The organism is Candidatus Erwinia haradaeae (assembly GCF_900698955.1).
Taxonomy (GTDB): Bacteria; Pseudomonadota; Gammaproteobacteria; order Enterobacterales; family Enterobacteriaceae; genus Erwinia_E; species Erwinia_E haradaeae_G.
Genome location: NZ_LR217720.1, coordinates 698120 through 724069 on the forward strand (window position 1 = coordinate 698120; position 25950 = coordinate 724069).

The 25950-nt window shown below is 33.7% G+C and carries 12 protein-coding genes and 4 tRNA genes; 6 read left to right on the plus strand and 10 right to left on the minus strand.

Features of this window, described 5'->3' with window-relative positions; genetic code table 11:
* Positions 1 to 1156: 1156 nt before the first annotated feature.
* Positions 1157 to 2584 carry an N-acetylmuramoyl-L-alanine amidase gene (locus ERCILAFE3058_RS02215; RefSeq protein ID WP_157989830.1) on the minus strand — a complete coding sequence of 476 codons (1428 nt, stop codon included), beginning with the start codon at positions 2582 to 2584 and terminating at the stop codon, positions 1157 to 1159.
* Positions 2585 to 4230: 1646 nt separating this feature from the next.
* Here ERCILAFE3058_RS02215 and epmA point away from each other — a divergent pair.
* Positions 4231 to 5235, plus strand: a complete 1005-nt coding sequence (epmA, locus tag ERCILAFE3058_RS02220; RefSeq protein WP_269472441.1) for an elongation factor P--(R)-beta-lysine ligase — start codon at positions 4231 to 4233, stop codon at positions 5233 to 5235.
* Between the two features lie 138 nt (positions 5236 to 5373).
* Here the strand turns inward: epmA and mscM are convergent, their stop codons facing one another.
* Both mscM and asd read right to left on the minus strand, forming a co-directional pair.
* Positions 5374 to 8670, minus strand: a complete 3297-nt coding sequence (gene mscM, locus ERCILAFE3058_RS02225) for a miniconductance mechanosensitive channel MscM (protein ID WP_157989832.1) — start codon at positions 8668 to 8670, stop codon at positions 5374 to 5376.
* A 23-nt stretch (positions 8671 to 8693) separates the two neighbouring features.
* Complete coding sequence (asd, locus tag ERCILAFE3058_RS02230; RefSeq protein ID WP_157989833.1) at positions 8694 to 9584, minus strand: archaetidylserine decarboxylase; 891 nt, start codon at positions 9582 to 9584, stop codon at positions 8694 to 8696.
* Positions 9585 to 9943: 359 nt separating this feature from the next.
* Between asd and cysK the strand changes: the two genes are divergently transcribed.
* On the plus strand, positions 9944 to 10891 hold the full coding sequence (gene cysK / locus ERCILAFE3058_RS02235) for a cysteine synthase A (protein WP_157989834.1): 948 nt from the start codon (positions 9944 to 9946) through the stop codon (positions 10889 to 10891).
* 471 nt (positions 10892 to 11362) lie between these two features.
* Here the strand turns inward: cysK and ERCILAFE3058_RS02240 are convergent.
* The 5 genes from ERCILAFE3058_RS02240 to ERCILAFE3058_RS02260 all read right to left on the minus strand — a co-directional run bounded on the left by ERCILAFE3058_RS02240 (position 11363) and on the right by ERCILAFE3058_RS02260 (position 13301).
* Positions 11363 to 11438 (minus strand) — tRNA-Thr (locus ERCILAFE3058_RS02240).
* Positions 11439 to 11444: 6 nt separating this feature from the next.
* Positions 11445 to 11519, minus strand: a tRNA-Gly gene (locus ERCILAFE3058_RS02245).
* Positions 11520 to 11732: 213 nt separating this feature from the next.
* A tRNA-Tyr gene (locus ERCILAFE3058_RS02250) sits at positions 11733 to 11817 on the minus strand.
* A 22-nt stretch (positions 11818 to 11839) separates the two neighbouring features.
* A tRNA-Thr gene (locus ERCILAFE3058_RS02255) sits at positions 11840 to 11915 on the minus strand.
* Positions 11916 to 12122: 207 nt separating this feature from the next.
* Complete coding sequence (locus tag ERCILAFE3058_RS02260) at positions 12123 to 13301, minus strand: FAD-dependent monooxygenase (RefSeq protein ID WP_157989835.1); 1179 nt, start codon at positions 13299 to 13301, stop codon at positions 12123 to 12125.
* Between the two features lie 1410 nt (positions 13302 to 14711).
* On the opposite strand from ERCILAFE3058_RS02260, the gene tmk reads away from it, so the two are divergent.
* From tmk to ERCILAFE3058_RS02275, 3 genes are all read left to right on the plus strand, one after another.
* The gene (gene tmk / locus ERCILAFE3058_RS02265; RefSeq protein WP_157989836.1) at positions 14712 to 15347 is read left to right on the plus strand and encodes a dTMP kinase; all 636 of its coding nucleotides are present in this window, start codon (positions 14712 to 14714) and stop codon (positions 15345 to 15347) included.
* A 777-nt stretch (positions 15348 to 16124) separates the two neighbouring features.
* The gene (gene pth / locus ERCILAFE3058_RS02270; RefSeq protein ID WP_157989837.1) at positions 16125 to 16730 is read left to right on the plus strand and encodes an aminoacyl-tRNA hydrolase; all 606 of its coding nucleotides are present in this window, start codon (positions 16125 to 16127) and stop codon (positions 16728 to 16730) included.
* A gap of 771 nt (positions 16731 to 17501) precedes the next feature.
* Entirely contained in the window at positions 17502 to 18422 is a 921-nt protein-coding gene (locus ERCILAFE3058_RS02275) for a DMT family transporter (RefSeq protein ID WP_157989838.1), read from the plus strand.
* Positions 18423 to 18945: 523 nt separating this feature from the next.
* On the opposite strand, the gene acpS is transcribed toward ERCILAFE3058_RS02275, so the two are convergent.
* Together acpS and lpxP are read right to left on the minus strand one after the other, a co-directional pair.
* Positions 18946 to 19326 carry a holo-ACP synthase gene (gene acpS, locus ERCILAFE3058_RS02280; RefSeq protein WP_157989839.1) on the minus strand — a complete coding sequence of 127 codons (381 nt, stop codon included), beginning with the start codon at positions 19324 to 19326 and terminating at the stop codon, positions 18946 to 18948.
* 892 nt (positions 19327 to 20218) lie between these two features.
* Complete coding sequence (gene lpxP / locus ERCILAFE3058_RS02285) at positions 20219 to 21139, minus strand: kdo(2)-lipid IV(A) palmitoleoyltransferase (RefSeq protein ID WP_157989840.1); 921 nt, start codon at positions 21137 to 21139, stop codon at positions 20219 to 20221.
* Positions 21140 to 23571: 2432 nt separating this feature from the next.
* Here lpxP and sthA point away from each other — a divergent pair.
* Positions 23572 to 24972, plus strand: a complete 1401-nt coding sequence (gene sthA / locus ERCILAFE3058_RS02290) for a Si-specific NAD(P)(+) transhydrogenase (RefSeq protein ID WP_157989841.1) — start codon at positions 23572 to 23574, stop codon at positions 24970 to 24972.
* The last annotated feature ends 978 nt before the right edge of the window (positions 24973 to 25950 follow it).

The window sequence follows — 25950 nt, forward strand, 5'->3', positions numbered from 1 at the left end:
GTTATATATGTGACATCAGAATCAAAAGCTACAACAGAAACTGTTCTCCAAATAGTTTTTAGATACAAATTCTTAGTGTAGTCGTACAGCATTAAGATGCACCTTCAAATTTTAACACTTAACTACGCAATTATTCATGCTATCGCTGTCATATTACGCACATTTTCTGTTTTGACACCCATAACATAGTGGCAAACAGAGTCGCAACAGTTGTAGATCCTGTATATTCATGATAAATCTAAACATAGAGATCCCATGTTCTAGAAAAATGAATTCTAAGTATACACTGACCATCTATTGTACTCTTATCTATACCACACAAGACCATTATAAATACTGCTGCTCATAACAGATTAGTAGTTATAACAAAACAATCACTAATTAAATATGCTCTTTTTATGCATATCACTTGTAAAAAATTACAAAGCGCAGTATTCTCACTACATATAGCCTTTCATGTAAATCTTATGCATAATTTATCAGTAATTACTAAAGTAATACGCTCAGCAGAACTTCTAGTTTCCGCTTAGATCGTCTATCATGTAATATTTTTATCCTTTTCTGTTATTGCATATCATAGATGCTCTATATACAGAATATATCTTTCTAGGATGCATATTATAGTTAAAAACAAGATCACGATATAATAACCTATACGTGTAATTATAATAATTATCTAGCACATAAATCGAGTATATATACCACTCAATATTGAACGAAAAAAAATAAATACTATACCGGAGCAGTGCTAGATAGCATCTAATACGTAATATTATAGCTCTTCTACAATATATTTACGGAAGCAATGATATATACTTATTGCATGCTTTTATCAAGCAACAATACTGCATGTGTATAAGAATATAAAAACTGACTAACCTCTCTCTAAAAGCGTTCATAAACTGTACATTTTATCACATATTTTCAATTCTAATTGCAAGACGCAGGGTGAGTAAATAAACAATGATCCTCTTATACTCTATAAGAGAGTGGTGCATCACAACGTATGAGGTCTCCAAGAATTCTTCTAATCACCTATCATCTTATACTATTCACTCTTTAATACGCATCATGTATTGCATACATATAATTTCTACGAAATGAAAACGATAGGCTCAGAATCTTTGGTTAAAAGTATACATTACTCTCTGTATTTTTACTTAATACGTTGTATCTTGTGCACATGAGCGGAACGTTTTACAGGTTGCATTAATCGATGATTAGCGGTCTGCGTTTGATGGTCAGAAGCTATACCTACTAAATATTTACTATTCTGTATGACGTGATATTTGTGAGTCATAGGAGGTTTTTTTTTCATAATTACTAACTGTTGACCTTTTCTCCCTCTTGCCATAGGTTGTAATAGTTGTACGTTATTTCTTTTTGTACAAAATGGTGGGTTTAACACAAAATAGGTATGAAGACCTTGATATATAGACTGAGCCATTTTCTTTTGATATGCCAAGCTACCAAGAAGTTTCTCTTCTGTTGGGTTACTAATAAAACCTATTTCAATTAAAAGAGACGGAATATATGGGGAGCGTAATACACCAAAACTGGCATACGCTGGTTTTCGATGATGTAAAGTACAAATATTCTGTAACTGAGAAAGAAGTATAGCAGCTACATCATACCCTACTCTCTGTGAGTGACTAAACTGTAGATCAAGTAAAGCCTGATGTAAATATCGATCAGTTGGAACATTATTTAGCAGAAAATGGTGAGTTTTACCTACAACCTGAGACGTCTTCTCGTGTTTTTTGAACCAATTTGCCATTTCATGATTCGCGCGACGATTAGATAAAACCCATGCGGATGCACCAGCGGCTGTATAATTTCGCGCAGAATCTGTGTGAATTGATATAAGTATGTTCGCTTTTTTCTTATGAGCTATTTCCGAACGCGCTTGAACAGAAATAAAATTATCCCCATAACGAGTCATAACCCCTGTAAACATAGGATCGGAATCTAGGTATTTTTTTAGTTTACGAGCAATAGAAATAGTTATATCTTTTTCTTCTGACCCCCCCCTTCCAATAGCCCCAGGATCTTGTCCACCGTGCCCCGCATCAATAGCAACTATTATCTTACTCCTTGTACAATTCAAACTAGAAGGATGATGTATTGTATCTATCTTTCTTAGGGGGGAGTTAACATGCTTTTTATTTGGACGCATAATACTCAATTTATGAATCATCGACATCTTTGAAAACTTAGTATGAATAGATTGTTTCGGCACAGGCTGGGGAAGAGAAATAGTGCATAAAACGTGATAACGAGTGCCAATAGGCTTACTCAATACTTTTATTGTCCTACTGTGGCTTACATTAAAAACAAGACGTATATTACGGGTATGTTTCTGCGCACTAGCACGTATACATTTTAGAATATTTTTCTGAGAGAAAATATGTGGTATCCCACATAATATAGTACTATGATAAATATCAAAAACTATACGATCGGGTTGATGTAACGGGAACATAACATAGACTGGTTTCGTAGAAAAAACCAGTCTCACCTGTGCTAAACGTCTACTATTAGAAATATCTATCTTTAGTAGATCAGCTGCTTGAGAAGAACACAAAAAAAAGAATAGAATCGTCACATACCAGTGATTGTACTTTGATATCATTCTTTAATTTATTGACTAAAATACATTATAAAATCATTTTTAAAATCAATAACTCCTGAAGCGGTATCTCTAACGAAAATTAACCACTATGGTAAGTATGTAGCATGCAAGTAGAGAGATTTTTGATATGATAATAGATCAGTCGAATGAATAGAAAATTATTTCTACAGAAAAAACAAGCATACCAGTACACTTTTCTATTTCTGCCCACACTAATTAAGCATCGCAGTTGAGATAATCTACCTATAATCCCACTATACAAATAAAGCTATTAAAAGTGACACCTAAATAATATTTATTATATCATAGTAACAGATGTAATAATCACACAGTCTATAGTAATGTAATTAAGACTTCGCGAGCTATGTACAGTATACAATACGTAAGCCTGTAAAAACAGACAATAACCTAGCACCTAATTTGACAAATCATATCCCATAATAATCAAACCCTTCAGTAAACACGCTGCAGTATTAACACCTTCAGACCCCATATCCAATATTATTTACATAGTAAAATATTATCATAAATGGAAATAATCAACCAAAATACCTTCAATCTCGCCTAGGTAGCACATATTATTCATATAAAAAACTGATTCCAAATGATACAGTGTTTACATCGACTTATACACATAAAAATACAGATACATCTGTAATGCATTGTCATATGCTATATAGCACATAAAGATGACATCATTATGATGATAATCATCTATATGATTTTCTATAAAATCATTTCCATCAATAACACAGCATGTTATACCTAAGTTTGTGGTAAGTATTAATGATGTAATATGTTATATTAAACACATGCATATCTAGAAAATTATTCTATATACAAAAATAATAATATATTTATGCCTAAAAAATATCTTAGCTCTCTAGCTAATGCTTTTATATAAATACCCTTCTCTTCATATTCATTCAGTCAAAGCTCATATGATTTAAATTGATATAGTTTTGGAAATATTCTATGTCTTCTGAATTGTATTCCAATTTGGAAACTACCGTATTTGCAAGTATCTTACATTCTCAGAAATTTAAACACAAAAAAATCATATATCTCTTACTACAGATTTTTACATAAAATGTAACATTATGGGATATAAATATGTCTATCTCTAATTAGTCATACAATAAATCTTTACATGGAATTCCAAATAAAAATCAAGTAACAGTGATATTCTGATATGATTGTCGTCATCACACGCATAACTGTTTCTAAAAAGACATTTTAGATAAATATGCACTGCATAATCATTATTATTCACTGCTTTATGTTAAATAAAACACATCTATGTTCATTTGATTTTATAAAATAACATCATAATATTAGGTACGTTTTATAGAAAAAATACAGCATTCCGTACAATAGTAGCCTGCATCTGATATGTGACAATCATACTCAATAAATATTTTAACCTTATAGCTATTACTGTTAGATCATATCGATCAATAATAATGTAGTAATATATTTTCACAAGCATCATCCATATTGGATAACTCGTCATCGTATGCATTATACTCCGCACTATACGAAATCTAAGACACCGCTTTGTGATGTCATACCCTTGAGTCTTAAAATACACTAATTCAATCAAACAAAAATGGAGTAAATATAGAAAAATGGATACCTGGCATCCAAATGCTTCAATTGTGAATTTATTTCAACGTGCGAGCATTATCGCTAAAATCCGACGTTTCTTTTCTGACCGTAAAGTCTTAGAAGTAGAAACTCCTACACTTAGTCAATCAACTGTCACTGATGTACATATCTCCTCTTTTCAAACATATTTTTTACGACCGGGAGAGCAAGAAAATCAAGCACTCAAACTCTGGTTAACAACCAGCCCTGAATATCATATGAAACGCTTATTAGCAGCAGGTAGTGGCCCAATTTATCAATTGTGCCGTAGCTTTCGCAATCAAGAAATAGGACGTTACCATAATCCAGAGTTTACAATGCTAGAATGGTATCAGCCAAACTATGATATGTATCGTTTAATGGATGAAGTAAACGAACTGTTACAGTACATACTGCAGTGTAAACCAGCAAAATTTCTTTCATACCAAGAAGTTTTTTTACGTTATCTTAATCTGGATCCGCTCTTAGCAGATACTCATCAGCTACAAAAAAAAGCAGATCAATTAGGTGTTGGTAACGTATCTCAAAATGAAGAAGATAGAGATCTGCTGTTAGAACTTCTTTTTGTGAGTGGAATAGAAAATAAAATCAGCACAGAAAACCCAACATTCATTTACCATTTTCCTGTTGCACAAGCTGCGCTTTCCACTATAAATAAATATGATCGCCGCATTGCGGAACGCTTCGAAGTCTATTTTCATGGCATAGAACTGGCTAATGGGTTTCATGAATTAACAGATAGCAATGAACAACTTCAACGTTTCGCAAGAGATAATGATAAACGCGCTACCTCTGGGCTACCACAGCAACCTATCGATCCCTATTTAGTGGGCGCCCTAGATTATGGTATGCCAGAGAGCGCTGGCGTGGCACTAGGTGTTGATCGCTTAGTAATGCTCGCTTTAGAGGTGGATCAGATCAGTGATGTAATTGCCTTTGCAGTAGATCGTTGCTAACGCTCTAGATATCAAAATATCAAAATATTAAATAATAGCTTCTATTCATCAATGAGATGCAGTATGAATGATATTTCACACCGCGTTATATTTGTAGTATACGCAAAATAGCATAATACGTATGAGATACATCATATTCTACTTAACACATACATTTACTTCAGTACGAAGACCTTCTATGCGTACCTGTAATGCTGGGGATTGCACATCTATGTTATGCTCTTGAAAACCTAACAATATTAATCGATGCAAATCATGACGTAATGGCATGCGGTGTTCCATCTCTGCAGCATGAATACGTAGCTCGAATAATTGCAGACCTTGTTGTAAATCTACTAAAAAAACTTCTGGTGGTGGATTTTTTAATACAAAACGACAACGTTCTACAGCTTTCAGTAAAATATTTGTCACTTCCTCAGTATTAGCGCTTAGCGATGCCGGAATACTTAATACTACCCTCGTCACAGAGTCTGAAAGTGACCAATTAGTAAACTGTTCAGTAATAAAAGACCGGTTTGGCACAATAATTTCTTTACGATCCCAGTCCGTGATTGTAGTAGCTCGAGTATTGATGCGTGTTACACTTCCAGTCAAATTACGGATAGTGACTGTATCACCGATACGGATCGGTTTTTCAAATAAAATAATTAAACCTGAAATAAAATTAGCAAAAATTTCCTGTAACCCAAAACCTAATCCTAAGCTTAAACCAGCAACAAGCCACTGTAATTTTGACCAATCGATACCGATTAATGAAAAACCGGTTAAACTGCCAAGCAGTATAATCAAATACTTACTAGAAGTAGTGATAGCATACCCTGTACCTGGCATTAAATTCAAGTGTTGTAAGAGCGCTAACTCTAAGAAAGAAGGCATATTACGTACTAATTGAGTAGTAATGATAAACACAAGAACAGCATGCATGACTGAACCAAGTGTTATAGGTTGTACGGTATCAATACCATGCATTATACTACTGACATCCCAAAGATGAATATTTTCTAAAAAACTAAAAGCAGCATGAATTTCAGACCACAAAGCAAGAATAAAAACTAAAGCAATTAAAGTAAGCAACGAGCGTACTAGTTTGAGTGACTGTGTACTAATAGAGTCTAAATTAATACTTGGTTCTTCAATTTCCACATGATCACCAACACCCTTATGAAGAAATACTGCATCGTCGTCAGTACGAGCACGTTGAGAAAGGATCTCAGCACGGCGTACGCGCGCTCTATCAAAAGCAATCCGACGCCTCTGAATAAGCATCCAACGACGAATAATATGATAAATAACTAAAAAAACAAATCCAATAGCTAGTGATGTCCCTAATCTGTCTAATAAAGCTTGCGCAGTATCTAGATAACCAATACATGTTGCTAATATAGCCACTACTGGAATGATAATTATCATATTCCAAATAATATTATTCATGACATGAGAAATATTCCCACGATGATTAAAATATAGAGGAATATCGGCGCGTTTCAGTGTTTCTGCTATCATGCTTAAGAGTCCACAAGTTAGAATAAAACACATTCTACCAAGTGTGGGAGAGAATTTATGGTCCAAAAAATTCTCAAAAGATATCAACATTATGATTAAAGGAACTATCATCCAGATACATATTTTACAACAACGCACGGCAAGTGCCACTTGATTTTTTGGCCAGCGAAAATGCACAGTAAAGAGACCGTCTTCACACGCAAAAACATTACAAATTGTTAAGCCCCATAACAATGGTACGCTAGCAACAACACCGTCTCCCATAGCCACTGCAATAGAGTAAGGCCAGGCATTCTGCAGACCATATCCTAGTGCTTCTAACAGCATCGGTAATGGAAATGAAATTAAAATAGACCAAAATAAAGTACGTATTGTAAGGTTAAATTGGTCTTTGGTCACCTTTCCTACTTTGCTGGATGCACGTTTAAGGAAATAACGAAAATGACGATATGAGCTCAAACTAAAGAAAACTAATAAGCTAGATAAACACAAAGGTAGGAGTGTATTTTGGCTCGTGAACATCATTAAAATCGCTTTACCTAACTGACCTAATGTGTCTGATGACAACAAAACTCTTAGATCATCTAACAATGCACCAGGATAACTAAAATTTATTGCATTTATATCAGGTGTCCAAAATAGATAACGATGGGTGGCATCTTTAACTTCATTCAGTGCATCCACTAATTGACTATTTGCTACATTTAATTTAGTTAATTCTAAAGTAAGAACATCAGAACCAGATAACAGTTCAGTTACAAGCTGATGCTGAGTCTGAAGTTGCACTGAAAAAATCTTTTCTTGTTCTTTTGTTAGCGTAGGATACCCGCTTGTTTTTAAGGAAAATTTCTGCTCGAATAGATCAGAATAGTATAAACGTTTAGCACGTAACTCAGCCATTTCTCTGTCTAATTGCTGTGGTTTGATAATCTTAGGCAGACGTGCTACTAACCCCCTTAATGCTTCACCAAGTACATTAGAGGCACCCAGCCACTGGGACTGTTCACAAATAGTACGTAATGCCTGACGAACCTGAATGGTTTTTTCAGCGGCAGTACGCTGCTGAGCAGCCACTAGATCCATACGTAAAGCCTGTTGCTTCAGTTCTAATAATAGATTTTGATTAATACGAAATTGCTCAATAATCGCGTCTGGCATATCCTGCACATCTTCTTCTCGCTGTTCATACATAGCTAAAGATGTCTTTACTACATGCTGTTTATAGCTATACCGCTCGTTGCGTAATTCTTGCGGCATACCATCTTGATCATCGACTTGCCACAGATGAACCCCAAAATACATCCGTGCAAGTCTTGATCTATGACAAACTGACAATTTCTCTAAATACAGTGCACCGATCAAGGCTTGACATGCATTCAACTCTTTTTGTTGTTGTATGAATGGCAGTCTTTTGTTTATATTCGTTGATGGAGTTTGTATGTATAATGGACGATTTTGTCTGTAAAAAACTTTATGTACTATAAGTGGGTTTTCTAAGAGGTGAAAAAACAAATAACTGATCTTGTCAGCACAATTATCATCTTCCCGGACTTCCCATGCTTCTTCTATGACTTTGTTACTCTTTTTCACGCTGTCTTTCTGACACGCAGCAGTAGTTACCTTACGATATGCTGAATGATATGATAACTTCTTCGTAAAAATCTCCTGATATAATTCATAAGACTTCCTAGGAAGACTATCGATTATCTGTCGACATTCTCGTGCTATATTTATCCACTGCATATATTCTTTGACAGAGTAAAACGATGCAGATCTAGTATCATAATGCGATATGTTTTGGGCTATACTATTTATGTAAGGTTGTATCTCCTTATATCCCTGCGGTATTTTTAATACATCTCGTGCATTATAATCATGCACTGGATGAAAAGAGATGTAGCCTAAAAAAATAGAAAGAATCAGGTAGAGCATAGTGATCACATGATTAGTTAAGTTTAATCGCCTGTAGATTTTCTGTTTTCGCTTCTTATAGCTAAAGGCATCCCAAGACGAACTTGACTACCTGCACAAAGGCTAGAATCGAGTGTAATTTTACCAGAAGATAATAAAGTAATAACGGTTGAACCTAGTTTAAATCGACCCATTTCATCTCCCTTTCTTAAAGTTATAACGTCATTGTCTATATGAGTAAGTGGCCAATTCCAACATTTAATAATGCCCTGACGTGGCGGCGTCACAGTACCTGACCAAATAGTTTCAATACTACCAACGATAGTTGCACCTACTAAAACCTGTACTACGGGTCCAAAGGGAGTATCAAAACGACAAATTAAGCGCTCATTACGCGCAAATAAATTAGGAATGCGTTGTCTCATAAAGAGATTTAATGCATAGAGATCGCCAGGTACATAAATCATCTCGCGTAATACTCCATTACATGGCATATGGACACGGTGGTAGTCCTTTGGAGAGAGGTAAATAGTTACAAACACACCATCTTGAAACAACTTTGTCATAGCATAACTACCAGCCAGTAAAGATAAAAGCGAATAGGAATGTTCTTTGGCTTGTAGAATTTGATCACCCTGAATTAACCCAATTTGACTAATTACACCGTTCGCAGGACAAACCAGTACATTTGAATCACTTTTAATTTGATATAAATTATCACGCAAACGGCGTACGAAAAAATCATTAAAAGTATTGTACATAGCAGTATCAGTCTTCTGAAATTCCTGCATATCCACTTTATAATACCAAATAAATAGATCAATTACAGCCTTTGTAAGCCACCCAAAACGTTTTGCAGCACACCATCCTGCTAATTCAGTCAAAGCTTGCTTAGGCAAGATATAATTTAAAGCAAGCTTAATACAAGCTAACATTTTTACCTCTGATTTTTAGTAAACTATAGAATTAATTGAGGGAATAATAAAAATCCGATGGCATGAAGCTATCAGTTAGTCTCATATCTCCCCGTATCCTATAAACTATGCATAACTTGTGCATATCCGCAGCTGTCATCGGAACCTTAATGATCTTTTGCTAACTGTACTTAAAATATACTTTTTTAAAATATGTAGATTATAGAATTTCTGTGCATGCTAAGACAATCTTTTCATTAAAAATAATCTTTGTGTTATTGATTGCTGTTAATACATACGTTGTGTACATTTGCAACAATCATAAAACCAGCTATGCTAACTATTATAACTTATCAATTTTTATATAATATGGATACACTATGAGCAATATATACTTAGATAATTCTTTCACAATTGGTCGTACTCCCCTGGTTCGATTGAACCGCATTGGTAATGGACAAATTCTTGTAAAAGTTGAATCGCGCAATCCTAGCTTTAGTGTAAAATGTCGCGTGGGCGCTAATATGGTTTGGGATGCAGAAAATCGTGGTATTCTTAAAAAGGGTATGCAGTTAGTAGAACCAACTAGCGGCAATACAGGTATTGCCCTAGCCTATGTAGCAGCCGCACGTGGATATCGCTTAACGCTAACTATGCCAGACACGATGAGTATCGAACGCAGAAAGTTATTAAAAGCATTGGGGGCTAATGTAATATTAACTCCAGGTGACCAAGGAATGAAAGGTGCTATCAGTAAATCAGAAGAAATTGTCGATAATCATCCGGAAGCATGTATTTTACTACAACAATTTCATAATCCAGCTAACCCTGCAATTCATGAAAAAACCACAGGTCCAGAAATCTGGAAAGATTCCGGTGGAAATATAGATGTTTTTATTTCTGGTGTAGGTACCGGTGGCACTCTAACTGGAGTCACGAGATACCTAAAACACACTAAAGGAATTAAAGATCTCATTTCAGTAGCAGTTGAACCAATTGATTCTGCAGTAATTTCTCAAACATTAGCGGGAAAAGAAATAAAACCAGGTCCACATAAAATTCAAGGTATTGGGGCCGGCTTCATTCCAAAAAATCTTGATCTTAACCTTGTAGATCGTGTCATAGTTGTTACAAATGAAGAAGCGATTTCTACTGCACGCCTATTAATGCTCAAAGAAGGCATCTTAGCTGGTATATCTTCCGGTGCAGCTCTCTCTGCTGCACTCAAAATACAAAAAGAAAAAAACTTTATATCAAAAAATATTGTGGTCGTTCTTCCCTCATCTGGCGAAAGATATCTTTCTACCTCACTTTTTTCTGATATCTGATCTATTGACAAAAAGAGATCTTCGACTATTTTCTTCATGAAAATAGTCCTGCTCTTACTCTTTATACTATATACACCGAACATCTAGTACACAGATGTGGTCTCTACAACAGAGTATCTGTATCACCTATGGGCAGATACTCAACGAGTATTTATAAAACTCTTAATTAAAAAATATTCAGGCTCTATTTATTAGAGTAAATTTTCCTAGAAAACCGAAAATTACAATGAGAATTTCTAGAGCTGCACATTGGCATTTAATCTATTGATGTAGATAGGCACTAGAGTTTTATTTTTTCCAAACAACATGAAATATAAAAGGTTATCGAATAACATGACATGAAAATACTACAGCTTCTATGAACTATAAAATCTAGAAGGATACAAGGACATGTCACAAAATGTCATATAGACATGATATGTATATCCGTGATTTATATAATTTATTTTTGAATATTTTGGAGTATTTATGTGGTGCTGATACCCAGATTCGGACTGGGGACCTCACCCTTACCAAGGATGTGCTCTGCCAACTGAGCTATATCAGCATCATATGGAGCGGACAACGGGAATCGAACCCGTGTCATCAGCTTGGAAGGCTGAGGTAATGTCCATTATACCATGTCCGCATCTAAAAACTTCTATGTACGATCTAGCTCATGCTCACTAGGTGGTATGGGGGTATTCTATACTTTATAGAATAAAAAACATATTTTATATGATATAATTATAGATTGCGGCATAGAACCTAAGAGTATTCCAAGATCAATATATTATATTATATCACTAAATGAAATAGAACACATTATACTAATAAATACTAAGTACAGATCATAGTTAAGTGGTGGTGGGAGAAGGATTCGAACCTTCGAAGTCTATGACGACAGATTTACAGTCTGCTCCCTTTGGCCGCTCGGGAATCCCACCAATAATCTTCATGAGCTCTTCATGGTGCCGGCTACCGGAATCGAACTGGTGACCTACTGATTACAAGTCAGTCGCTCTACCAACTGAGCTAAACCGGCATTTAGTACATCTTATTTTAAAAAAACCGCATAGAATATGCAACACAAATTATACATTTATCTTAATAAAAATCATTTATTTTCCAAAAAATATTTACTACAGTTGACTAAAAAGTCATCTATCATTTACAATTAATAAAATCTACTCTTGTGTAGTCTCTTTTTGACTCACCCTGATTGCTTAACGTATCCATACATCACCACAAATTACAACCCTAACCCATAAGATAACATATCTTTTTTCAACTGCCCTGCACGATCAGCGATTATTAATCCTGCATTACGTACCATTTTTAATGGTAAACATTTATGACTAAAAGCAACATGCAATAGATCTATCCCATTTTGCATCAGGTAATTATCCTTTTTTCGTTTGTCCTGGTAGCGTTGTAATACCTCTACAGAAGCCCACTGATCCGAGTTCTGACGCGCTTCTCTGAGAACCTCCATGAGCGCAGAGACATCACGATAGCCAAGATTAACACCCTGCCCTGCCAATGGGTGCAACGTATGTGCTGCATCGCCCACTAATGCTAGTCCAGCTAATATGTAATGCTTAGCATGACTACGATAAAATCGTAGCACAGTTGTCGCCAATGGTGTGACGGTTCTCACACGACTAGGAAAATGTATCTGGATTTCTTTTTTTAACTGCGTCATTGTTAGCCCCTGTAGGCTGTTAAGCCGCGCGGGTTGGTCATACCAAACTAGTAAGGCCCAGCACCCAAAAAGTGGTAAAAAAGCCCGAGGACCATGAGGTGTAAGTTGTTGCCACGTACTGTCTCCTGGATGATAATTACAGTACACACTAATGAGCATGCAGGATTGTGTATATTGCCCACTATAACAGCCAATGTTTACTAGTTTTCTTACCTGTGAATGCGCACCATCTGCGCCTACCACGAGAAGTGCCTGTAAATTGGTACCATCATCCAAAATGATATTCCAAGTATCTTTTCTCTTCTGCACATCTATTAAACGTGTTTTATAAAAAATTGGTACAGATTGATGGTGTAATTGTTGCGACAATGCGTATTTTAATACATGGTTTTCCACCATATAACCTAACTCAGATAAACCAAGTGACTGAGCATCAAATCTAACACGAGCTATTTGATACTCCCAAAGTTCCTGTGTGCGATAAGGTGCACAACGCATAACAAGAACACGTGGCCAAACTTCTAGCTTTTTGAGGAAAGTCACTGAGGCGGCAGTAATTGCTGATATTCGTAAGTCTGGGTTCGACAACGGATCAAACATCGGTGGTGGTGCTTGCTCAAGCACCACCACCTCAAACCCGTGCTTCGCCAAACCACTCGCTAAAGCAGCGCCTATCATACCGCCACCAACAATTACAATCTCAACAGTGTGTTTTATATCTATCATGTAGTCTTGTCTTATACATATGCGAACAAATGATGAACTCTGTTCACCGTTCTGTATGGAGAGTATAAAATTATGAATGACATCCTAATACATTATTTTATGCATAATATATCTTTGAATTCTTTTAAAACTTATAGCCTATATCATTCATTATCAGGAAACAATTTTGTACTATCAGTTCATATGCATCAATTCGTGGAATCCACACTATATTTTTTCCGTAAAAAGCATTATGCAATAACTGTTGAAAAATAAATAATTCCTGCAAATAGTCACTCTGAAAATATCTTATAATAAAATGCAGCAATCATATATAAAGAATGCATCAGTATCGTAAAATTATTGAATGTTACTATATACCTAATGACATAATCACCTAACGATGCTAAAAAAATTTTTATGATTAAGGATACATAGCATATAGGTCTTTCTAAATGGTTATAATATAATCACGACAAGTGATCGCTATCATTACCATGAATGATAGATCCATTAAGGAGTTTATAGATACTATAATTAATGCTAAAATAAAATACATCTTAATTATTCTTACTGATCAGCATAAGTAAGATACACTAGAATAGTAATTCTAGTGTATCACCAGTATTAGATAACTGCCAGTCACAATACTGGTCGTTATCATTAGTATTGCAATAGAGATTAACCATCATATTTCCTCTAAGAAAAAAACGATATTAAGCACTTAATATCGCGACATGGTTCAGAAAGATAATACACAACGACCAAGAAATATTAAAAAATCGAGTTACTGTTTCGACCAGGAAATATTTAAGAATAATAATAAAATAAAAACCCAGCATTGTGTATCTGATGCGAGACTAGATTAGCACATAAGCTACAGTACATATACTGTATTAGTATACCCTTTAAAATACAGTTTGTGTTATTATATATAAACTATCAATACATCCATGTGCCATAAAAATCTGATATACGGATATGAATAATTATCATATATTGATCATTTGAATCGTTCTTCCTGCTCGCTGTGACAAATAACTAATATATACTATATTTACCAATGATAATGTAAGCACATTACACCATACCACACCTATCTAAAACCATACATTTATACTATGATATTGCCATGAATCTTATAGATCTTTCTTGTGGTAATTTCATGGATGAATCATCTTAATGATGGTGAACATAGACACCAGAATCATACCAAAAAATAGATCACAGTATACTTCTCGTGAAGCTAAAAACATAATAGTATTATTTTTTCCTTAATAAATAGTATAATCACGCAAGAACATTAAACATTATGTTACAAAATTACAGCATAAGAACAGAGAGTGTATTGATATTGACATATAGTTAAAAGAAGCTATTGATCATACAGATATCGTTCAAGATTAAATCCAAGATAAGAAGAGATAGATCGTGAAGGGTAAGTTTATTGTTATTGAAGGTTTAGAAGGGGCTGGTAAAACTACATCGTCTCATACAGTCGCTGCTACACTACGAAAACACGGTGTGCATAAAATTATATACACTCGTGAGCCAGGCAGCACACCACTGGCAGAAAAACTTCGGCAATTAATCAAAAAAACAGAGGTTACAAAAAACGAAAAGATCATACATTACACTGAATTATTAATGCTATATGCCGCACGTATACAATTAATAGAGAATGTCATTAAACCAGCATTAACGCGTGGCACATGGGTTATTGGAGATCGCCATGATCTCTCCTCCCAGGCATATCAAGGAGAAGGTCGTGGAATTAGCCATGATTTTATATACCGCCTAAAAAAAGAAGTTATTGGTAACTTTACCCCAGACCTAACCTTATATCTAGATATTACCCCTAGGATCAGCTTACAAAGAATCAAAAAACGTGGTCAACTTGACCGTATTGAAGAAGAGTCATTGCATTTTTTTACCTGTGTTCGTAACTATTATTTAACTATGGTTAAGACAAATCATAGAATAAAAAAAATTGACGCCACTCAATCGCAAAATAAAATGACCGAAGATCTACACAGAGTTCTTAAAGAATGGTTGCAAACACAGTGATTCAAAAATACTCAGACAGCACATGGTGAATTAATCACTCCATCTTGATCGCGAAAGGTACACCTACAAACCTTGATAATCGCAAACTCTATATGATGCACAAAAATCTGATAGAACATGGTGTGCATACACACATGCTCAACCCACTGATATGCCTAGTCTGAATTTTTATTCATGTTATCAAACAAAATGTTACCTAAAAGTATTGTTACACTATAGAAAATTCTACTGCAGACCAATGAATAACTTTAATTAATACAATTGATAGTTAGTATCTATGTATGATCATACACCCCGGTGTATTCACAATCATAATTTTATTACATTATAACTAAAACACAACAATATATCTTTTTTGTAAACAGCTTCCTTAAGTGCATACGAATAATATATCCCTGATCATAGCATATAACACTTTAATATCATGAAGAAAATATATCTGTAGTCAAATACAGAATGTGTATAGATTATAATAATGCACAAAGCACCGGTATATTTCTTATAATCTTTAAGTATTAAAATATATTTTATGTAATGACTTTCATTCATAATAGCATTTTTATACTAAATTCGCATATGTAGACAGATATCGATATATATTGATATATTACACCATGCTAGCTACACTGAGAAAGAGAACAATAATGTCTAATTGCTAAAAAAGAAAAGAGAAAACGTGCCTGGTAAAAACCAAACGTATATACAAATAATCTATAAATCATTGATATTTACAATAATCTTCAACATTGTTCATAACACTTAAGGGCACCCTAAAGTATGAATAACATCAGATTAATTGTTGGCCTAGCAAATCCTGGAGAGGAGTACGCCAACACTCGACATAATGCTGGATCTTGGTATATTTCTATGCTAGCTCAGCGTTATAATAAAATCTTAATAAAAGAAAAAAAATTCTTTGGCTATACTGCACTTTTCAAACTAGGTACGCATAATATAAGATTATTAATCCCAACAACCTTCATGAATAATAGCGGGAAATCTGTGTCCTCCATGGCAGTCTTTTATAAGATTCCAGTTCAGAATATCTTGATTGCTCATGATGAACTGCATCTCCCACCAGGTGTGGTTAAATTTAAACAAAATGGTAGCCATGGTGGGCATAACGGCCTTAAAGATATTATTACAAGTCTTGGTAATGACACAAATTTTCATCGTTTACGCATTGGAATAGGACATCCTGGAAGTCAAAATCAAGTAGTCACATTTGTACTTAGCTCGCCCTCAAAACAAGAAAAACAATTTATAGATCATGCCATTTATACAGCTATATCTTGTACTGCAATATGGTTAAAGGAAAATCGTCTCAAAGCCATAAATCATCTACATAGTCTGCGAATAAATAAGGAGTTACTATTAGGTTGATAGGGTTCTCTCTGGCTATCATAAATCCTGATTGCCTAAATCATTTGATGATCCAACAATCAACATTGTGTACTAAAAAGAGCTCTATAAGAGAATGTAGGATAAAAACTTCAAAAATTAGCGTGATAATGAGGCTTATCTTCTTCTCTCTCTTAATGCCAACGATAATACATATTATAGAAATAATTTATTATCAATAATAATTTATTTTTTAATGCATCGAGTGATACTATGAAACCATATGATCAACATAATGATTACTCTTATATAATTATAATGATTCGATATTAAGATAGGTTGTCTACTGATCATGTATGCTTAAAATATATACTAACATCTATCATGCTTTTGATGCTAAAGGTCGCTATCGTCTCAATAACATCCACGATGCTAAGCAATCATATAATTATAAGTAGACAATCCATGATTTCATCAGGCAGAATATACATTCTTTGTACAAATCCTCATAAGAATGAGCATACTTACTAGATTTGATAAAAAACTAGGGAGCATATTCTATGAAAACAAATCAAAAATTGAGATAAGATGACACTCCTACCAACAACATACTACAACATGAAATTTCTGAAACGGATAGATAATATATTTAATTATGCAGATTAAAAAATATAGCAGGCACAAATAATAAGAAATCTTCTCAGTATGCTTTCTGATAGATAGAAAAAATATATTAAAAATAATAATCAGCAATGGTATGTGTATTGTTACTGATACAATCTAATACAGTCACTTAAATATAATAGGATGATAATGTCATCTGTATTCTCAAGTTATAAATTTATACTGAAACTCCCTGAAGCAGTATTAATGTTCATTACTATGATTTGGGGGGGTAGTTTTCTTATCGTCAATCATATCATGACCATCAGTGGACCGTTTTGGTTTATCGGAGTACGTTTTGCTATAGCAACACTTATACTGGTATTGATGTCATGGCGCATGCTCAGAATGATCACTTTGAGAGAAATTAAAGCCGGTATTTTAGTCGGAATAGCTATAGGATGTGGGTATAGTTTACAAGCTTACGGTATGCAAACTATTACTGGTAGTAAATCTGCCTTTATCACTGCACTTTATGTACCATTAATACCATTATTACAATGGATATTTCTTGGATTAAGACCACATCTATTATCCTGGACGGGGGTACTTCTTGCTTTTAGCGGTTTGCTTCTACTATCGAGTCCTCATAGTGGACCTCTAGTTTTCAATAAAAGTGAAGTAGCTACTTTACTCAGTACATTAGCTATCTCAGCTGAGATTATCCTCATTAGCACCTATGCTAATCAGGTTAACGTACAGCGCATTACCGTGGTACAACTGGGAGTAGCTTCATTATCTAGTTTTCTTTGTATGCTCCTGAATAGCGAACCGATACCCCCATGTACACCTTATCTACTGTATAGTACCATTGGGTTAGGCATTGCTAGTGCGCTTATTCAAATTACAATGAACTGGGCTCAGTGTAGCGTATCCCCCACACGTGCTACTATCATTTATGCGGGTGAACCAGTGTGGGCTGGGGTATGTGGGCACATCACGGGAGAATATTTATCATCGCGCGCCTTGCTAGGTGGTATGTTAATTATCATAGGAATGATAGTTGGTGAGTATAAATTCAAACGAAAGATTGATCCAAAAATTATTCACGACAAAAATCAAAATTTTTAATTAATATAGTATTGTATTCATTAGTGATAATAAATGATTGATCACAGTGTTATGTACACCCTATAAAAAGAACATATGTTGGTTATAAAACCAGATTGATAGATTTTTAAATGCACAAAATACTATTTAGATATTGTAAAAATAAATCTTCATCATCACAAAAATAACATAATCTTTTTTATTTATATCACTACGATTACCAATCTAAATATATATATTCAGTAATCATCGTATTCATGATTATAAAAATAAAAAATACTACACTATAGTGATAAAGAATATCACGATAGATAGAGATCATAATAATAGATCTTCTTCTGTAAATTTCCTTTATTTTTTTATATTATATGAAATAACCCATAGAAAAGGCAACGTATTATCAGTAGGTATATTACAAATTGTATGTATCCAAAAACCTTCATACTTGCCACTGGCAAGTATCACTACGTATAATTTCTATAAAATATGCATGTCATCGTCAAAGAATATTTTGTATAACCATATGTATATTAAGTGTATGTACTTAATTCTCAATAATAACCATAGCTACAACATATTGTCTTTCATCAGCCAGAGTAACGGATACATTGCTGATAGAACAATCTTGTGCCATAATTTTTGCATGTTGTAAAAAACATATATAAGGCTTACCTAACCTATCATGATGTATTTCAATCTGATTAAATGCAAGGCCACCGCGCATACCAAGACCAAATGCCTTCACTGTCGCTTCCTTCACCGCAAAACTCTTAGCAAGCAAACGCTCAGGCCGTAAATGCAAGTGATACTGACTAAGCTCCGCATGACTGAGTATGCGCTGTGCTAATCGATCACCAACACGAGATATGATTGTGGTTATACGTACAATCTCGACAATATCAGTCCCGATACCAAAAATCGACATTAGCAACCTATAGATATAATAATTTCTGCATATTTTTTCGTTCCTTGTCTATCTAACGCGTTGTAATAGGGGATTTATTAAACATCGTACTATTATTCTCTATCACACCGTGGCTAGTCAGTTCATATGTATTAAAGTCAGAATATAAAAATGCTATGCATATCTTTATGCACCTAGGGTATTTGTGAGAACCATATATGTATCGTACCACTTAAAAGTCATACCACATTTCCTATAAAAGATCATACCTCCAAAAGTTATGAATGTATATTACATATATTCTGATAGTACACGTCAATCTTTTAAAGAAATTACATAATTCAAACACCAAGCTACTAAAGCTTTCTCAACATTTGTGACTACGTTCTTATGTTAATTGATGACTGAAATAAAAAATATATATTAAAAAGAATGCTGTAATAACTTTTATTTTTTAGAGTATAATGTTAAATATAATAATAAATTAGATTATAATTTTTATACAAATTAACATTTCTATACATTCTTAAAATATAATGATGAATAACTTGAAGTTAAAAATCATTTACATCAGATTAATTATAAAATAATTAGACTTTGTCTACAATTATTATCGGAGATGTCTATTTTCTAGAATCCTAAGTCATAAAGATAAAAGATTAGAAATGGTACATTCACGTATATAATGCATCTATCTTTGATAAGATCACTTACCCTGTGCATTACAGCCCTGACATGATTATATAATATTTTCTCATTTATACATATCCCATTATTTCTTAATGCAGTTAACATATTATTATAAGCCCGTGCGTCATCAATAAAAGAGAAATAAGTCACCCCCAATGCTATTGTACTCTACAATATATTACACTGCTAAATAATACAACGACACTATTTCTAAAATACATACTTAATATAACGAATGCATCCCTGCTGGACGGGTTTTAAATCGACGATGTAACCACATATATTGACTGGGAGCACGCATGATTTCCTTTTCAATTATATTGTTGATATATCTAGCCGCTTGCATTTCATCGTCTAACGGGTAATCTTGAATCTCTCTTTCAATCAATAACTCATACCCGCTTTGATCTTCTTTACGCAAAAATACTACAGTCATTAATGCTGGTTGAGCTAAGCGAGCTAAAACCCACGTACCGCTAGTGGTAGCTACGTCGGGAACCGAAAAAAGCGGGGCAAACACAGTACCCTTGGCTCCATAATCTTGATCTGGAGCAAACCATACAATCTCACCAGATTTTAATGCATGTATGGCACCCCGTAAATTTCGTCGATTAATCATAGCCTTATTAGAGCGCAATCTACCCTTAGTTTGCACCCACTCCATTAATTTATTATTATGAGGACGGTATATAGCTGTCATAGGATGACATAGACCCATTGCACGCCCACCTAGCTCAAGAGACATAAAATGTAAACCGATCATGAGAATCCCGCGGTTAGGTTTGTGGGCTGCTATCAAGTGCTCAAGCCCTTTAACACTAAACCATTTTTTTACACGACGATCAGACCAAAACCAAGCCATACCAGTTTCGAGTAAACCCATACCTAAAGATTCAAAATTACTCTTAACACTCTGCGCTAAATGAGTTTTATCCATATCTGGAAAACAGAGTTCTAAATTACGACGTACAATAAAAACACGGCGCTTCATAAAAAACATAGAGCAACGCCCAATCCAGATTCCAAACCTATATAAGAGTGGATATGGAAGACAAACGATAAGAAACAAAATACTAATACCAAACCACGTAATCCAATAACGAGGAAGCATTAATTCTCTATCAAAATTCGAGGCTCTTTGCATAGATCCTCATTCATCTGTATAGTTAAACATCTATAATACTCTTTACGTTAGAAAATACATTCCGTGGTAAGAACAAAGAAACACTGATTACTCAAACTGCTCTGACACATCAGTGTGTAATAATGTTATTTGCCTATGGTCATCCATAAAATAATTGCTCTCACTTATTTATAATCGAACTCTTCTTATATTATAAACTCACTCATATAGCATTAACTACGAGTCATCTATGTATCATTGGAAGTACATACCATTTTTATATTCAAAAACAGTCATACGCGACAACCCCACACTGGTGGAATATATGTATGATTAGTTACTCTAGATAATGTCATACATCAGAGCACAAGAAGCATCTTCATATGTAATGATTATACCTGCTATAGTCTGTATTCTCTGATTATCATAAGAGTATAAATATCTTTTGCTCGGAACAATATATACATACCTATGGCATCACTTGTCTACAGTCCATTTAAAATAATGATCCTAAATCAGATATTCAACATATAATATGTTATTAATAATATGATAATGAATCAATGATATCAGAAGATAGAAAAATATTTATTAGCTATCTTTGGAAATGTATCAAAATATATCTTTCGTTCTCTCGGTAACCTACGCATAGTAATGCAAAAACCATTATTTTATATATATACAATATCATCGCATAGTATGCTATGTATAAATTTGAAAGACTGATAATGAGAAAATAATACATTTTAAGGTATACTCTAAAAAGTAATAATATTACGCCCATTCACTCATATCATGTATTTTTAATAAAATATTCTTTATATTATACACTCTTTTAAATTTTTCTTATTCAGATGTGTGATATCGTGCATCACATTCACGTATACCCTGCGCTTTCGTAATTTTCTTAAAAACATCTCTATGTACGAGAGCTCTATTGAGATGGTCTAATCATATTACAGTATATCAAGAAAAAACAAGTACGTATCTTATACACTGTGATGCTGTATTTCATATACATTATACTCTAACATTTGACTATCATCTTTTTGAAAATATTGCAGTTTTGTTCAAAAAATATATACGTATTCATGATACTGTTGAGATCTATGAGATGATGATAATCATACCCTTTAAATATATATAACAAATATTTTTCCTTTAATCTCGTCAAAAAAAACTATTAAAAAATACACAGACTGCATCATGATATTTCGAGTGAAATGCCTTACTACATCACTCTTTTTATGTAAATGATAATACATTCAAAAAAATAAATGATTCTAGCCTTAAATAAAAAAAACTATACGATTTATCGTGCACAGCAATATGTGTTGATAAATCATGAATACTCTTTTGTCTATACGCTATCCCATCATTCTTATCAAGATAATCAAATCACATGAATGAAAAATAATAATACATGAAGATAAACTCTATGATTTTTGGGATGAGTAAAGCGTTTGTAATCCACATAACATCGCAATTGGTGTTAATAAAACACAGATGAAATAAGTGATCAGTTTATTAGAAATTAACAATATGCACGATTGAGTATACAAAATTTTCAGCAATATATGCTATATGATTTTTCTCTATATTAAAACCCCTATGTAACAAGATATTTTACATATCACTTTATTGGTCCGCCTATAAAATGCTTGCTATATAGTAAATTATGCTATCTTATACGAGGAAAGGTTAATTTCTGCTGTATGTTTACAAGATAAGCATGAACTAATAAGAATACTATAATTAATAGAAGATTCTAATATTACTACTCTCTTTTATAAAGCACAATGCTAATGCAAGAGCATATATAATTTTCCATTCAGTCTCTATTTTATTCATTTAATAAAATCACTCCCCATAAGAGTCAAAGATTATTTTTAAGTGACTTTTACAAAACATAAGAAGTATCAAAAAGAAACCACAAAAATTATATAAATACTTATTTATACCTCAAAAATGATATCAAGAATACCTTTAATTCTTTTACATCATGCAAATATAGATAATCATCAAAACTTAAAAGTCTGAATAGTAAAAAACAATTGTTATCTCTCCGCACTCCTTATAGTTGTACTATATAAAATACCACCATACAATGATGTTAAAAATTCTATATTTTAAGATAAAAGGAAATTTCAAACTGACACTGAAAATATATAGAAAACTGTATTTAAATCATAAGTAACCCCACTATAATATGTATTATCTGCATATATTTACCAAACTTAGGATTGTGTTGCTTTCTATATCTCTTCTATTATATGCAGCCATACACTAATAAAAAATAATTTCATTATATCATCTTTTTTCTTATACAATTTTCCTCTTGATTCAGTTGATATATGAGTGACTCACAGCATCACATACAGTTAGAGCTAGGAAGTTCCTAACAATCTGTTAAGATATATGATATAATAATGCTAAGTATAGGACATGTGAGTATGAAGACGCCTTATGATTACCATACTATTGTGATTGGTTCTGGTCCAGGTGGAGAAGGTGCTGCCATGGGATTAGTTAAACAAGGATTTAATATTGCTGTAGTTGAGCGATATCATAATATTGGTGGTGGTTGCACACACTGGGGCACGATCCCTTCAAAGGCACTACGCCACGCTGTAAGTAGAATGATTGAGTTTAATCAAAGCCCTCTATATAACCATCAGATGCGACTAATAGATTCTTCTTTAAGGGATATTCTAAATCATACTACAAACGTGATTAACCAACAAGCTCATATGCGCCAGAATTTCTATCAGCGAAATCATTGTGATATTTTTCAAGGCGATGCTTCTTTTCTTGATCTACATACCATTGAACTAATTATGCCTGACGGTAGCACGGAAAGATTAACAGCTAATAAATTTGTTCTAGCTTGTGGCTCGCGCCCTTACCATCCACCAAACATTGATTTTACACATCCCCGTATCTACGATAGTGACTCTATTCTAACTTTACATCATAAACCTGGACACGTTATTATCTACGGTGCTGGAGTAATTGGTTGTGAATATGCATCAATTTTTCGAGGTTTATCGGTAAAAGTTGATTTAATTAACACACGCAATCGCCTTCTGGCTTTTTTAGATAGGGAAATGTCAGATTCACTCTCGTATCATTTCTGGAACAATGGGGTGGTGATTCGCCCAAATGAAGAATTTTCAAAAATTGAAGGAGTAGATGATGGTGTCATTGTACATCTTAAATCAGGTAAAAAATTAAAAGCAGAGTGTTTATTATATGCCAATGGCCGCTCTGGTAATACTAATTCCTTATTACTTGAAAACATTGGTCTTAAGGCAGACATTCGTGGAATGTTACAAGTAAATCACTTATATCAAACAGAACAGCCGAATATATATGCGGTAGGTGATCTCATTGGGTACCCAAGCCTAGCTTCATCAGCTTATGATCAAGGTCGTCTAGCTTCACAAGCTATAACAAAAGGTACGGTCAAAACACATTTAATTAAAGATATCCCGACTGGGATTTATACTATCCCAGAAATTAGCTCTGTTGGGAATACTGAACAAGCACTAACAGAAATGAAGATACCATATGAAGTAGGACGAGCACAGTTTAAAAACCTTGCGCGTGCACAAATCGTCGGCATGAATGTAGGTAGTTTAAAAATCCTATTTCATCGGGAAACTAAAGAGATTTTAGGTATTCATTGTTTTGGTGAACAAGCCGCTGAAATTATTCATATTGGACAAGCTATTATGGAACAAAAAAATGGCGGTAATACACTGGAGTACTTTGTAAATACTACCTTTAACTACCCGACAATGGCCGAAGCATATCGGGTGGCAGCTTTAAATGGTATGAATAGACTTTTTTAACTTTTTTCTTCTTATGCTGAATAGCAGCTTGTGTATTGCAACGTCTTAGAAACTATCTATATATTATTAATGTACCTCCATCAAGAATAGTAATATTTGGTATTTTTCGATCATCTAAAAGCTAGTGTATTACATAAAACCTACACCTACATATTACGCAAAGTGACTACTGGCTAATATACTGTGTGGAAAAGTCTCTGTATATACACATGTAATGCTTCTCGCAGAATAAAGCATTTTAATATGCGAGTATATCGCACTACATCGTGATAGTTCTTTACGCATTGCTGCAACCATTTGAAAAATTTTGAAAGATCATCAACTGATAGTCATGAGTAATTTCACCGTTCATCCATTATAAAGATATTTATATACTTGATGTCAAATAGCTTATTTCTAGGCTATCGTAAGATACGATCGATGTATGTAACCCCGAGATCTGTATTAATTATTATATGTTCCACTCATTCTATGTTATCCATCTGATACAATCTCTTTCGTTCTTATTTTTATAAACTATTTTAAATTAATCAAGAAAAAAATAATTATAATAGTTCATGCAATATCTCATAATATGTAACTGTATTACTATGTCACAAAAAATTTGTCTATAATCTATACATGAGTCATATAATTATGTGCCTTACCTCTGCATTGATAATAAGTGATTGATTGAACAAGAAGATGTCATCTTCGTCAGAAAGAAGAGTATTGCATGAGTACATCATGCGTATTGCACATGCACTCTCCTATTGAGATACAGGCAATATCTTTTTATTTTAATATATATCCCATCAAATTATTTCTTTTTCTACAGGAAGCATTGATATGCATGGGTCTCGAATGTGTTTTTATACTAACAATGCATGTACTGAGAGCATAAAATCATCAAGATTGATCCAGGCTATAAATATTAATTAAAATCCACACAAAGATATACTGTGTATAATCAATTCTAAGAGATATAATGATATCCAT

Coding starts and splice junctions, on each gene's coding strand:
- sthA (WP_157989841.1), top strand. CDS start 23,572: ATGAAGACGCCTTATGATTACCATACTATTGTGATTGGTTCTGGTCCA.
- ERCILAFE3058_RS02260 (WP_157989835.1), bottom strand. CDS start 13,301: ATGATAGATATAAAACACACTGTTGAGATTGTAATTGTTGGTGGCGGT.
- asd (WP_157989833.1), bottom strand. CDS start 9,584: ATGTTAGCTTGTATTAAGCTTGCTTTAAATTATATCTTGCCTAAGCAA.
- mscM (WP_157989832.1), bottom strand. CDS start 8,670: ATGCTCTACCTGATTCTTTCTATTTTTTTAGGCTACATCTCTTTTCAT.
- acpS (WP_157989839.1), bottom strand. CDS start 19,326: ATGTCGATTTTTGGTATCGGGACTGATATTGTCGAGATTGTACGTATA.
- lpxP (WP_157989840.1), bottom strand. CDS start 21,139: ATGCAAAGAGCCTCGAATTTTGATAGAGAATTAATGCTTCCTCGTTAT.
- pth (WP_157989837.1), top strand. CDS start 16,125: ATGAATAACATCAGATTAATTGTTGGCCTAGCAAATCCTGGAGAGGAG.
- ERCILAFE3058_RS02275 (WP_157989838.1), top strand. CDS start 17,502: ATGTCATCTGTATTCTCAAGTTATAAATTTATACTGAAACTCCCTGAA.
- cysK (WP_157989834.1), top strand. CDS start 9,944: ATGAGCAATATATACTTAGATAATTCTTTCACAATTGGTCGTACTCCC.